The organism is Neptunicella plasticusilytica (assembly GCF_047922965.1).
GTDB classification, from domain to species: domain Bacteria; phylum Pseudomonadota; class Gammaproteobacteria; order Enterobacterales; family Alteromonadaceae; genus Neptunicella; species Neptunicella plasticusilytica.
Map to the genome: position 1 here is coordinate 3,602,719 of NZ_CP150481.1, position 14,195 is coordinate 3,616,913.

5 protein-coding genes and 2 pseudogenes are annotated in these 14,195 nt (G+C 48.5%); all 7 read left to right on the forward strand.

All coding sequences use genetic code 11. From position 1 onward, the window contains the following. Window positions 1-78 precede the first annotated feature (78 nt). Complete coding sequence (locus V1467_RS16205; protein ID WP_416306010.1) at window positions 79-2,943, forward strand: TonB-dependent receptor; 2,865 nt, start codon at window positions 79-81, stop codon at window positions 2,941-2,943. 129 nt (window positions 2,944-3,072) lie between these two features. Next, window positions 3,073-4,581: a tryptophan halogenase family protein gene (locus tag V1467_RS16210; RefSeq protein ID WP_416306011.1), complete on the forward strand. Its 1,509-nt coding sequence runs from the start codon at window positions 3,073-3,075 to the stop codon at window positions 4,579-4,581. Then, on the forward strand, window positions 4,578-6,035 hold the full coding sequence (locus V1467_RS16215; protein WP_416306012.1) for an FAD-dependent oxidoreductase: 1,458 nt from the start codon (window positions 4,578-4,580) through the stop codon (window positions 6,033-6,035). Before V1467_RS16210 ends, V1467_RS16215 begins: the two co-directional genes overlap by 4 nt. Window positions 6,036-6,041: 6 nt before the next feature. Further along, on the forward strand, window positions 6,042-7,775 hold the full coding sequence (locus V1467_RS16220) for a DUF5597 domain-containing protein (protein WP_416306013.1): 1,734 nt from the start codon (window positions 6,042-6,044) through the stop codon (window positions 7,773-7,775). Window positions 7,776-7,838: 63 nt separating this feature from the next. After that, on the forward strand, window positions 7,839-10,796 hold the full coding sequence (locus tag V1467_RS16225) for a TIM-barrel domain-containing protein (RefSeq protein ID WP_416306014.1): 2,958 nt from the start codon (window positions 7,839-7,841) through the stop codon (window positions 10,794-10,796). Between the two features lie 158 nt (window positions 10,797-10,954). Then, window positions 10,955-13,483, forward strand: a pseudogene (locus tag V1467_RS16230) (glycoside hydrolase family 3 protein); the annotation flags it as partial. 132 nt (window positions 13,484-13,615) lie between these two features. Then, window positions 13,616-14,149: pseudogene (locus V1467_RS16235) on the forward strand (GDSL-type esterase/lipase family protein); the annotation flags it as partial. Between the last annotated feature and the right edge of the window lie 46 nt (window positions 14,150-14,195).

Genomic DNA, 14,195 nt, shown 5'->3' on the forward strand with positions numbered 1-14,195 from the left:
TAACAACAAAATGCTGAGTCATGTCAGCACAATAAAAATGTGCATAAAACACAAATAATTAGAACTGGGAGCAACTAGATGAAAACAACACGACAACAGACCAACAAGGGATTGGATACCATGTTCAAGCGGACTAAAACATCCTTATTCGTACTCAGTGCATTAGGCATGCTGGTGCCTACCTTGGGCTATGCGGCCGACGAACCTAATAAAGAAGACGAAGAACTGGAGATAATTAAAGTCTCGGGGCTTCGTTCCAGTATTATTTCGGCTCAGGAAAAGAAACTCAATTCCAACAAGATCATGGATGGCATCAGCGCTGATGATATGGGCGCGTTACCGGATCGCAGTATTACCGAAACCTTGCAACGAGTCGCCGGGGTGGCTATCGATCGTTATATGACCCAAGGTGATCCGGAGCATTTCTCGGTTGAAGGAAATGGCGTCATAGTACGCGGGTTAAGTCAGGTACGCAGTGAATTGAATGGCCGCAGTTCTTTTAGTGCGACAGGCGGCAGAAGTTTAAGCTTTGGTGATGTACCACCTGAACTGTTAAGTGCCGTTAACGTCTATAAAAGCCCGTCGGCCGATCAGATTGAAGGTGGACTGGCCGGAACTATTGATCTGGTGACCCGTTTGCCCTTTCAGGAAGATGGTCAAAAAATGGCTTTTACCCTGTCAGCCAACCATGGCGATTTGATTGAAGAAACCAAACCGGCCTATTCATTGCTGTACAGCAATAACTGGGATACCAGTATTGGTAAAATTGGCTTTTTAGCCGATATCGCCTATTCCGAACTGTCTACCCGCAACGATTCGATTTATGTCCGCCCGTTTTTTTATCGGGACGACATTGCCGGCCATGAAGGTGAAACCGTTTACGTTCCGCGCGGTGCCGACTGGCGTACCATGCATTTTAACCGGGAAAGAACCGGTAACTATGTGGCCTTGCAATGGGCTCCGGCCGACAACCATGAGTTGACTCTGACCTATTTCAACAGTAACTACGATATGCAGTGGGACGAAGACGCTATCTTTGTCGGTAACGACCCTTACACCGTACAAGCCACTGCCGACAGCAAATTTGGCGATGACAATGTATTGTATCAGGGTCGTTTGTATCAGGATGGCGGTATTCCGATGGGCTCAGACGTGCGGGTTGCAGTGCAGGAGTCGGAGACCACCGACATCACATTGGGCTATCGTTACTACAATGACAAACTGGAGTTCACTGCGTCGGTACAAAATGTCGATTCCGAATCTTCTGGCCTCGATTCCACAGTGGCCACTGAAATACTGGTGCCTTATCTGGATGTTGATTTCTCTGGCAGCGTACCGGAAGTGGGCTCAGATGCGGATTATCTGGCTACGCCAGGTAACTATAACTGGAACTTCCAGCAAGATAGTCAGTATCTGAAAAAAGGCGATATGACAGCGGTTCAGGCCGATGTGAAATACTTCCTCGACAGTAAAATGTTCCCGACGCTAAAGGTCGGTGGACGTTACAGCGATTCCACCTCGGATAATGCGGACACTGGCTATAACTGGGCGGTACTTGCCACCAGCTGGGCGCAAGGCGCAATTTCACCGGAAACTCAGGCTAATATCACCCCGGCCGAATCGGATTTGCATCTCAACACCTTTGATAATTTCTTTGGTGGTCAGGTGTCTTCCCCAGCCAACGTTTATGCGCCGATTGTCGATTTTGCCCTAAACCATCCCACCAGTTATGAAACTCTGCGGGATCGTTTCGAGTACACCGAAGACTGGATAGCTCCTTGGCAATTGCGCAGTCTGGATGATGAAAACTACCAGAATAACCAGACCGAAAAGACCTATTCGGCCTATTTTATGCTGGACTACGAACTGGATACCAAGCTGCCGATCAGCGGTAATTTCGGGGTGCGTTATGTTAAAACCGAAAATACTGCGCACGGCCATTTGTCTTATCCGAACAATTCCCTGTTCGGTGGACCGCAATTTATTGCCCAAGATGCCGAGCATTCCTACTCTAACGTATTGCCTAGTCTGAACGTCAGAATCGAGCTTTCTGAAGATGTGTTATTGCGTTTAGCTGTTGCCAAAACCATGGCACGTCCCGATTTTAGTACACTGGGGGCTAATCTGAACTTAAGTGCGAATATTAAAGAAGGAGACTGTCAGGATGCGCAAGAAAACGGCGAAGAAGTAGGAACCGATTGTTTCTTACTGACGGCAGCTTCTGATACCAACCCCTATCGTGATCCGATGGAAGCTACCCAATTTGATGCGTCACTGGAATGGTATTACGACGAAGGTGGCTCGATGTACTTTGCCCTGTTTAGCAAGGATGTTGACGGATACGAGAGCACCCAGTTGCGCACCGAAAACTATGGCGGTTTTGACTATAACGTTTCCCGACCTGTCAGTACCGGTGAAGCGGATATGAAAGGTTTCGAAATATCGATAAACCATTTCTTCAAGACCTTGCCTGAACCGTTCGACGGCTTGGGTATTCAGGCCAACTATACCTATATCGACAGTTCCACCTCGGTGGAAGAAGATGCCGAACCTTTTGATGCAGATGGCTCCACCTATGGACCCATGCCCTATCTGGGATTATCCAAGAATGCCTACAATCTGGTCGGTATCTATGAAAAAGGGCCAATATCATTCCGCCTGGCCTATAACTGGCGTAGTGAGTTCCTGATGTCTACCCGTGCCAACGGCTATAAAGCCGATGATAATTCCTGGGCATTGCCGGTATTCAACGCGCCGGCGGGTTATCTGGATGGTTCAATCGCCTACAAGATTAACGATAACCTGACCTTGGCACTGGAAGCCAATAACCTCGGTGATACGGTTACCAAGAACATCATGAAGCAAAATGGTCCGGGCAACCATTATGGTGCTTACCACGCAAGTGACAGACGTTACGCCTTGTCCTTACGCGGTAATTTTTAACTGAAGTAATGTCCACGTTGTTGTCTAGTTCAAAGGCACCGTCCACTGGTGCCTTTTTTTCTTTACTGGCGATCAACATATAACTCAGGTTAAGTTAAACCGATTACGGGTTTTAGAACAGGAAACACTTTGCAAACAGAAGCTATTCGTCACATTGTCATTGTTGGAGGCGGCAGCGCTGGCTGGATGGCGGCAGCGGCACTAGCCAATCGCATTCCGTCCGAGTTCTGTCAAATCACTCTGGTTGAATCTGATGCCATTGGCACTGTAGGCGTGGGTGAATCCACCATTCCACATATCCAGCAATTTAACGCTGAATTGGGCATCGACGAACAGGATTTTATCCGTCAAACCCGCGCGACGATCAAACTCGGTATCCAGTTTAACGATTGGGCCAATCTGGGGGATAGTTATATGCACCCCTTTAGTGAAACCGGACACGTCACTCAAGGTATTGATTTTCATCACTACTGGCTCAAATCACGCACCATGGGCGATAACAGCCGGTTGGATGAATATTCGCTCGCCGCCATGGCCGGTAAAGCCCGACGTTTTGCCCCGCCGGTCGCCAAAAAAGAATCGTTATTATCAGCCTATACCTATTCCTATCATATTGACGCCACCGCTTATGCCCGTTATTTACGTGATTACGCCGAAAAACGCGGGGTTAAACGGGTTGAAGGCAAGATTATCGAGGTTCAGCAACATGCTCAAAGCGGCTTTATTGAAACAGTTGTCTTAGAAAATGGGCACAAGATCGGCGGCGAACTCTTTGTTGATTGCAGTGGTTTTGCCGGACTGCTAATTGATAAAAAACTGCAATCCAGATTTATCGACTGGAGCCACTGGCTAGCCACCGATAGCGCCGCAGTAGTGCCTTGCGAACGCAATCAACCACTCAATCCCTATACTATTGCGACCGCGCGTGATGCCGGCTGGCAATGGCAAATCCCGCTGCAACACCGTATGGGCAATGGTCATGTTTTCTCCAGCAGTCATATGAGCGAGCAAACCGCATTGGATACCTTAATGCAGACTATTCCTGGCCAGCCTACCGCCGAGCCCAGAATACTGCGCTTTAAAGCCGGGCGCCGTGAACAGTCCTGGTGTAAAAACTGTGTGGCGATAGGATTATCATCCGGCTTTCTGGAGCCACTGGAATCCACCAGCATCTTTTTGATCCAGATGGGTATTTTGAAGTTGCTGGAGTTTTTCCCCAGCAAGGATTTTCCACAGGCCGGCATTGCGCAATACAACCAGTCGATGAGTTACTTTTATGACCAGATCCGTAACTTCATTATTTTGCATTACCACGCTACCTCGCGCAGCGACACCGAGTTCTGGAATGATTGCCGCACTATGTCGATACCTGATGATCTGCAACGTCTGATCAGGCTGTTCAAACAATGTGGCCGGGTAGATCGCACCCAGTTCGGTATCTGGTCGGCGGTTTGTATTGGACAGGGGTTGATACCCGAGCAATATGATGCCCGCATTGACGGTGTTGACTATCGCCAAATTCAGCAATATATGGCTAATTATCGCAATCAGGTTCAACGCGCAGTAAACACTTTGCCGCCGGTAGAGATGTTTATCCAAAATGTCATGCAATCCGCTGCGACCGAGAATTTGGCATGAATAGTCAGGCTATAAAACACATCGTGATTGTTGGTGGCGGCACCAGTGGCTGGAGTGCAGCAACCGGACTGGCACGCGGCCTACAAATGCAAAAGCCGCACATCACGGTTATTGAAGATAACCCCTTGCCGGAGCCGGCTATTACTATTGCTTCGCCGCATATTTTTGATTTTCATCAAAATATGGGTATTCACGACCAACACCTACTGCAACAGAAACAGGCCATGCTAAGTTGCGCCCGTTACTATCGTGGCTGGCAAACAGCGCCACAAGACGTTTTCATCGGTAACAATACCCATTTGCCGGTGTTTAAAGGCATCGAACTGCATCATCTAATCAAACGCTGTGAGCAGACCAATTATCAGGACTATTCACTGGCGGCGATGGCAGCAAGACAGCATAAGCTGGCGGTGTCCAATCAACAACGCGGCACCTTATTGGGTAGCTTTAATTCAGGTATGCATCTGGTTACTCAGGCCTACCTGCGGTTTATGTGCGGCGCTGCACAGCATCTTGGGGTGCGGTCCACCACTTCCGCCATCGTCAGCGTAAAAAGAGACCCGTCGAGTGGTTTTATCACGCAACTGACCTTACAAAGTGGTGAGGTTTTAGCGGTTGACTTGATTATTGATAATTCCGGCGTTGATTCGCGCATTATGCAGGGTGAATTCCAGATACCTTATCAATTAGCACCAAGTCCATTCGACAACGTCATTGAATTACAGCAAACCACCACACTCCCCAGCTGCAATTACTCAACCCTGACGGCGACCCAAGCAGGCTGGCTGGAGCAGTCCAACTTGCAAGGCAAGCAACAAAGTCTGTTATGGTGCAATAGCGATGAAATTACTGACGAACAACTCTACCAATGGCTGAATATTAATGCCGACGACGAATTAGCACTGGTTCGTCATCCAATCAGTCCGGGTAAACGCCAGCAGCTGTTTTATAAAAACTGTGTGGCTATCGGTGATACGGCAGGATATGCGGGTTCGCCTTCGATTAACAATGTTGTGATGACTCAACGCGCCATTGGCCGTTTGCTCGACCTTTTCCCGACCAGACAATGTTTTGAATCCAATGCCGGCGAATATAACCGGCTGATGGATAATGATTATGCCGAGGCGCTCGACTATCTGGATCTGCACCATTATTTAATCAGTAAAAACACCCGTCTGGCAGATTGTAACTGGGCAAAAACCAGCGCCGAGCTATCAGCCAAGTTACAACAGAAAATCGACTTATTTAACCACTATGGCCGTTTCGAGGATGAACTAAACCAGATCATCACTCGGCAAAACTGGATCAACCTTCTGCTTCTTTGTTGTCAGGACAGCAACCGTTACGAGCCGCTGCTGGACATATACACAACACAAGAAATCCAACAATTCCTGACCACAGTTCGTCAGGACGTCGAGCAACATATTTATCAATTACCCACTTTGCAGGAATAATCGTTAATGACAACAAGCAACCCACAATCTACAAGACCGACAAAGGCATGCGCCGCGCTATCCCTGATGATGGTTTTGGCCACCCTGTCGGGCTGTAAAGCGACGGCGACAAATCCCGCTGTGGCTAACGAACAGCATCCGTTACCCGAGGTGATGACTAACAACGGCAAACATGCGTTATTGGTGGACGGCAAGCCTTTTCTTATTTTGGGAGCACAAGCAAATAATTCGGCCAATTACCCGGCGGTTCTGGCGGATGTGTGGCCTGTGATCAACAAAATGCAGGCTAATACGCTGAGTATTCCGGTGGCCTGGGAACAAATCGAACCTACTGAAGACCAGTTCGATTTCAGTTACCTGGATGCGCTGCTAACTGAAGCTCGGGAAAATAATGTCAGACTCAATCTTTTGTGGTTCGCCACCTGGAAAAATAACGCCCCTCACTACGCGCCAGCTTGGGTCAAGCTGGACAATAAACGCTTCCCACGGGTGATTAAAAAAGACGGAGAGACTCTGAATTCGCTGTCGCCAATAAGCCGCAATACGCTGGAGGCCGATAAAAAAGCCTATCTACAACTGGTCAAATATCTCAAGGCTAACGATCCACAACATACGGTGATTATGCTGCAGGTTGAAAATGAGGTAGGAACCTATGGCGCCAAACGGGATTTTTCAGCCGCGGCACAGGCCAAATTTAATCAGCCAGTGCCGGACGAGCTGATTAAAGGACTGGGCAAACAACCCGGCAGTTGGTCTGACGTTTTCGGCTCCGACGCAGACGAGTTTTTCCACGCCTGGTTTATTGGCCGTTATGTAGATGAAATTGCCGAAGCCGGAAAAGCGATTAAGGATTTACCGGTTAACGTCAATGTGGCCTTGCGTCATCCGGTACATCCCGGTGACGGCTATTCCATGGGAGGTCCCACCGACAACGTGCTGGATCTATGGAAAATTGCCGCACCGCATGTCGATATGATTACACCGGATATTTACTTTCGCGATCACAAAACAGTAACCAGGGTATTGGACTTATATTCCCGTGACGACAATCCGTTGTTTGTATCCGAAATTGGCAATGATCAACCCTACGCGCGTTATTTCTTTTCTACTTTGGGTCAACAAGGCATCGGCTTTGCCCCTTTTGGTATGGATTACACCGATTATGCCAACTACCCATTAGGTGCCAAACAGGTCAATGACGACACCATCGCCCCCTTTGCCGAAAACTACCGGTTAATGGCCCCCTGGGCATCGGTATGGGCCAAACTCAGTTACGAAGGTGAAGTCTGGGGGGTATCAGAACCTTATGATACCTATAGCGAAAAACAGCAAGTCTGGAATGCCAACTCCAGCGACGAGCAAAAAACGGCAGAAGTCGATCCGGCTAAATTAACCCAACATCTGGATTTGGGATTGTGGGATGCCGAAGTCACCTATGGGCGCAAAATGTTCTGGATCGATCCGCCGGTTGGCAATGATCCTGCGTCTGGCGGCGCGCTGATTGCCAAATTATCGGATAACGAATATCTGCTCACCGCTTATCGTGCACGGGTCAGTTTCTCTCCCTCTGATGAATTAAAAGATCAGCATTTTATGATTGAACGGGTAGAAGAAGGTCATTTTGAAAATGGTCAATGGGTATTCGAGCGGGTCTGGAATGGCGACCAGACTGACTGGGGGCTGAACTTCACCTCCAAACCACATATTTTAAAAATCAAGATGGCGACTTACCAGCCATAAAAAGTTTCGGCTAGCTAACAAGGGTCAGCGCCCTCTAGCCAGTATTATTTAATGGAGAAAAACATGACATTCACTCGTACTTTGGGTCGTAATTTTACCCGCACTTTTGCCTTGGGGATTATTCCTCTTGCATTGTTACAAGCCTGCAATTCCGGGTCGGAACAGGCCAACGCCAATATCAGCAGCCAAAAACAGTTGGGTCAATTTGAACAGACCGACAACGGGATTATTGTCACTTTGGCCGAAAGCAGTGCCGACAAGGTTCGACTGCAAGTTATCAGCGACAAGATCATTCATGTGACGGCTTTGCCAGGTGATGATTTGTCAGTGGTACCGGACAGTTTGATGGTGGTGGCCAAAGCGGATGCCAAATTCAAGGTTGAGCAGGTGGGTGAAAAGGTACAGCTAAAAACCAGCCAAGTCAGCGCCGAAGTATCGTTGCTTGACGGCACTGTCAGTTTTAAAGATGCGCAGGGAAAGACGCTGCTGGCAGAAACCAATCGTGGCACTTTTGATCCGGTGACCGAAGATCCTGTCACACCGGATGCCGATTCCTACGCAGTGCGCCAGCAGTGGAACAAAAACACCGATGAAGGCTTTTTCGGATTAGGCCAACATCAAAATGGTCAGGTTAACTATGCTGGCGAGAATGTGGAGATGACCACCTATAACCTGGAAATTACCATTCCGTTTGTGGTTTCAACCCGCAATTACGGCGTACTCTGGGATAACGCCTCGGTAACCCAGTTTGGTGATCCGCAGAAATCCCAGCCGCTGAATGCCGATCTGGTGTTATATGATGCCGATGGCAATCAAGGTGGCCTAACCGCGAATTATTATGACGGTGACAAACTGATTTTTAGTCGGGTGGAAGCCGATCCCAACTACCAGTTTTTGGCCAATAACAGCGTGCGTGAATATCCCTTCCCTGAAGAACTGGGCGAAGTCAAAAATCCGCATGTGGTATGGGAAGGCTCGATAGAAGCCAAAACCAGCGGTGTGCATAAATTCAGAATGTACAGCAGTGACTACGCCTCTTTGAGTATCGACGGCAAAGAACTGCTTAATCGCTGGCGGATGAACTGGAATCCCTGGTATCACAACACTGAAATTGAACTCACTGCCGGACAAAAAACACCGATAAAAATCGACTGGCAGTCCAACGGAGGCTATTTCCGTTTGCTGCATAACGATCCCCTGCCCCATGACGAGCAATATTCGCTGTCCTTTGCCTCCGAAACCGGCAAGGCTATCGACTATTATTTTGTCGCCGGTAAAGACACCGACGATGTGATTTCAGGCTATCGCCAGCTCACCGGTAAAGCAGTGATGCTGCCTAAGTGGGTGTACGGTTTCTGGCAAAGTCGCGAACGCTATATGAATCAGGATGAACTGGTGGATGTGGTCAAGGAATACCGTAAACGCGAGATCCCGCTGGATAATATCGTGCTGGACTGGTCGTACTGGCCGCAGGACGCCTGGGGCAGTCACCAATTTGATAAAAAGCATTTCCCTGATCCGAAAAAAATGGTTGATGAAGTGCATAAACTCAATGCCAATATCATGATCTCGGTCTGGCCCAAGTTTTATCCGACCACGGATAATTACAAGGAATTGGACGCCAAGGGCTATATGTTGAGTAAAAACGTCGAACAGGAACATAACCTCGACTGGATTGGCCCCGGCTACGAAAACGGCTTTTATGACCCCTACCCACAAGAGGCCCAGCAGATTTTTTGGCGACAGATCCGCGATAACCTTAATGTACTGGGATTTGATGCCTGGTGGCTGGATGCCTCCGAGCCGGACATACACTCCAACCTGTCATTCCGCAAACGCAAAGAGATTATGAGTCCATTGTCGGTGGGATCTGGCGCAGAATATTTTAATTCTTATGCGCTACCTAACGCGGAAGGCGTATACAAAGGCGAACGCCAGACGGATCCGGACAAGCGCGCCTTCATCCTGACCCGTTCCGGTTTTGGCGGTATTCAGCGCGCTGGGGCTGCCATCTGGAGCGGTGATACCGTACCGCGCTGGTCAAATTTACATGAACAAATCGCTGCCGGAATCAGCGTCGGCTTGTCCGGTATGCCCAACTGGACCTTTGACATTGGCGGTTTTACTCCGGAAGATAAATATCGCTATTCTGCAGATGGCATCGTCGGTCACTATTCCGGTATGGCTAAAGAGCTGGTACCAGAATGGCAGGAACTCAATTTGCGCTGGTTCCAATTTGGCGCTTTTGTGCCGATTTTCCGCTCCCATGGCCAGAATCCTTATCGTGAAATTTATAATCTGGCGGATGAAGGCTCTGAGGTATACAACAATCTGGTCTACTATACCAAACTACGTTATCACCTGATGCCCTACATCTACAGTGAAGCCATCAAGATGAACCAGCAAGACGGTACGCTGATGCGCGGGTTGGTGATGGATTTCCCCGAAGACAAAACCGCAATTAACCTGAATGACGAATACATGTTTGGTCCGGCATTTTTGGTCAACCCGGTGTATGAAATGGGCGCACGCAGTCGCGAAGTCTATTTGCCACAGGGTAGCAAGTGGTACGATTTCAATACTGGCAAACTGTTTGAAGGCGGACAGACAATCCAAGCCGACGCACCACTTACTCAGATGCCATTATTTGTTAAAGCTGGCTCCATCGTGCCTAGCGGTCCGGATATTCAAACCGTGTATGAAAAGCTCGACGCCCCCATCACCCTCAATGTGTATACCGGTGCCGACGGCCAGTACACCTTATATAACGATGATGGCAAGACTTACCAATACGAACAGGGGGAGTTTAGCGCGATCCCGATAGCCTATGATGATACCAGTGGCACCTTGACCATAGGTTCTCGTCAGGGTGAATTTGATAGCATGGTCAAACAGCGAACCTTCCATATTCACTGGTTTGATGAAGATGAAAATGCCGACAGTCCGTCAAAACTGGATGTAACCGCTCACCAGTCAGTGCAATACGATGGAACAACGATTCGTATTAAACGCGAAAACTAATCATAACTTCAGACAGGCAATATTAGGTATTCAAGTACTTAATATTGCTTGCTGACAGACAATTTTCGTAATAGCACAAACTAAAAACGCTCTAGCAACATGTTAACTAATTGTTATTAAATAACCTTTGGCTTACCAACCTAAGCAGGAAAACAGGTATGCAAATTCAACGCAAAACCTTTTTAACCACATTACTCAGTGCAGCCTTGAGCGCTGCCTTGCTCACCAGTTGTGCCAGTTCTGAACGCGCAGAAATAACCGGGTCTGACATCAGTTTATGGCCCGATGTGCAGTCTCCGCCTATTCAAACGCCTTCTGATAAATCTTTTGTGGCCGATTTAGTCGCCCAAATGACGGTAGAAGAAAAAGTCGGCCAGGTATTACAAGCCGAAATTCAGACTATTAGTCCCGCGGAGGCTCGCCAGTATCACATCGGTTCACTACTTAACGGCGGCGGCTCAGTGCCGAACCGTAATACCGATGCCACGGCGTCAGACTGGGCAAACTTTGCCGATCAATATTATACCGCGTCTATCGACACTTCCGATGGCCGCACCGGTATTCCCATATTCTGGGGCACCGATGCAGTACATGGACACAATAATGTTAAAGGCGCGACGATTTTTCCGCACAATATTGGTCTGGGTGCGGCTCACGATCCTGACCTTATCCGTAAAATAGGCGAAGTCACCGCCCGTGAAGTGCGAGCCTCGGGGATTGAATGGGTATTTGCTCCTACCTTGGCGGTTGCGCGCAATGATCGTTGGGGACGTACCTACGAAAGCTACTCGGAAAATCCTGATTTAGTCGCCCAATATGCCAGCCAAATGGTATTGGGATTGCAGGGTACTCCGGGAAGTAGCGAGTTTCTGGATGAAAACCATGTGGCCGCCACCGCCAAACATTATTTAGCCGACGGAGGTACCAGCGGTGGTGATGATCAGGGCAATGCGCAAATCGCCGAAGCCGAACTGGTGAATATCCATAATGCCGGCTACCCCGAAGCCATAAAAGCCCGGGTTCAATCGGTGATGGCCAGCTTTTCGTCCTGGAATGGCCAGAAAATGCATGGTAATCACTATCTGCTAACTGACGTATTAAAGCGGCGGATGGGATTTAACGGTCTGGTTGTCGGTGACTGGAACGGCCATGGCCAAATTCCCAATTGCACCAATGACAGTTGTGCCGCATCGATGAATGCCGGGCTGGATCTGTATATGGTGCCCTACGACTGGAAAAGTATGTACGGCAAAACACTGGCACAGGTTAATGCCGGTGAGATCCCCATGGCAAGACTCGACGATGCCGTAACCCGCATATTGCTGGTCAAAAAACAGCTGGGGTTATTCGATGGCAAAAAACCTTCAGAGCGCGAATTAGGAGGGAAGAATCAGCTAGTTGGTGCGGCAGCACATCGTTTGGTAGCGCGGCAAGCCGTGCGTGAATCACTGGTATTATTAAAAAATAACCAGCATTTACTGCCGTTAAAAGCCGGACAACGCATTCTGGTGGCAGGCACCCATGCCAACAGTATCGGTAAACAATCCGGCGGCTGGAGCGTAAGTTGGCAAGGCACTGACAGTAAAAACAGCGACTTCCCCGGAGCAACCAGCATTTATCAGGGTATTGAACAGGCCGCAACTGCCGCTGGCAGTACGGTGGTGTTGTCCGAAGACGGTACTTTTCAGCAAAAACCGGATGTGGCCATTGTGGTATTTGGTGAAGATCCCTATGCCGAAGGACAGGGCGATATCAATACGCTGGAATTTGAACCGGGAAACAAGCAAAGTCTGGCGCTACTCAAATCGCTTAAAGCACAGAATATTCCTGTGGTTTCGGTATTTATTTCCGGTCGTCCATTGTGGGTTAACCCGGAGCTCAACGCCTCAGATGCCTTTGTTGCAGCCTGGTTACCCGGTAGCGAAGGTGCGGGTATAGCCGATGTCTTGTTAGCCGATAAAAGTGGGCAGGCCACTTACGATTTTAGTGGCAAGCTGTCTTTTTCCTGGCCTAAATCACCACTCCAGGATCAACTGAATGTCGGTGACAAGGATTACGATCCTTTATTTGCCTATGGTTATGGCCTGACCTATCAGGACAACCAAGAACTGGCTACTTTGCCAGAAAAATTAGAGGGAGTCGCCTCTGATCAACCACAAGATATCTTGCTCTACAATGCGCGTCCGCTGGAACCCTGGCATGCCTTTATCAAAAATTCGGATAAAAACCAGATATTCAGTGGTGCCTTTGCCGAACTGACAGACGGCACTGTCAAACTCACCACCAGTGATAAAGACGTGCAGGAAGATGCCTTAACTTATAGTTTTAAAGATTCCTGGTTTTACAGCTTGTACTTTGAAGGTGGCGAGCCGTTGAATTTGGCTCCATTTCTGCCCGAAGGTACTGTCGAGTTTGATATTCGTATCGAAGATTTTGCCAAAACGGCGCTGGATTTGACCATGAGTTGTGGACCGGACTGTACTTCTAAAGTCCGTTTACGCGAATGGGCGCAAAAGCAGGAACACAAAGGCTGGCAACATCTTGCTATTCCCATGCAGTGCTTTGAAAAACAAGGTGCGAGCTTTGCTAAGGTTAACCTGCCTTTTAATCTCGAAGCAGGGGGCAAAGGACAACTTAGTATTGCCAATATCCGTTTTAATGTTGTGGGTGAAGGCAACTTCGACTGCCCTGAGCAAGATAAACTGGCCATTACTCCTGATACCCTGAATGAATACTGGTCTGTCGACTGGTGGATGCCTCGCCATGAAGAGAAGCTGGCCCAAGCTAAACTGGGACAAGCTGAATTGTTATTGATTGGTGATTCCATTACCCATGGCTGGGAAAATACTGGCCAAGCCGTTTGGCAACAGTACTTTGGCGATATCAATACCATGAATATTGGTTACGGCGGGGATCGCACCGAGAACGTATTGTGGCGCTTGCAACATAGTGAAGTAGACGGCATCAATCCTAAGCTGGCTATTATGATGATAGGTACCAATAACACCGGGCACCGGATGGATAATCCGGCCAGTATTGCCGCTGGGGTGGAGCATATCCTTACTGAGCTATCAGAGCGCTTGCCGAACACCAAAGTATTACTGTTGGCGATTTTTCCCCGAGGGCCGGATCAGGACGATAAGCTGCGTCAGAATAATCAGCAAACCAACAAATTGCTTAAACAGCTGGCACAACTGCATAATGTGATGTTTGCCAATATTAACCAGCATTTCCTGGCCGATGACGGTACATTGAGCAAAGAAATAATGCCGGATTTACTTCATCCCAATGCCGATGGGTATAAAATCTGGGCGGAGCAAATCAAGCCCTACGTTGATAAATATGTTAGATAGAAACACGCTAATTGAATAGCAATTTGACATAAAAAAACCAGCCGCA

Coding starts and splice junctions, on each gene's coding strand:
- V1467_RS16225 (WP_416306014.1), top strand. CDS start 7,839: ATGACATTCACTCGTACTTTGGGTCGTAATTTTACCCGCACTTTTGCC.
- V1467_RS16215 (WP_416306012.1), top strand. CDS start 4,578: ATGAATAGTCAGGCTATAAAACACATCGTGATTGTTGGTGGCGGCACC.
- V1467_RS16220 (WP_416306013.1), top strand. CDS start 6,042: ATGACAACAAGCAACCCACAATCTACAAGACCGACAAAGGCATGCGCC.
- V1467_RS16205 (WP_416306010.1), top strand. CDS start 79: ATGAAAACAACACGACAACAGACCAACAAGGGATTGGATACCATGTTC.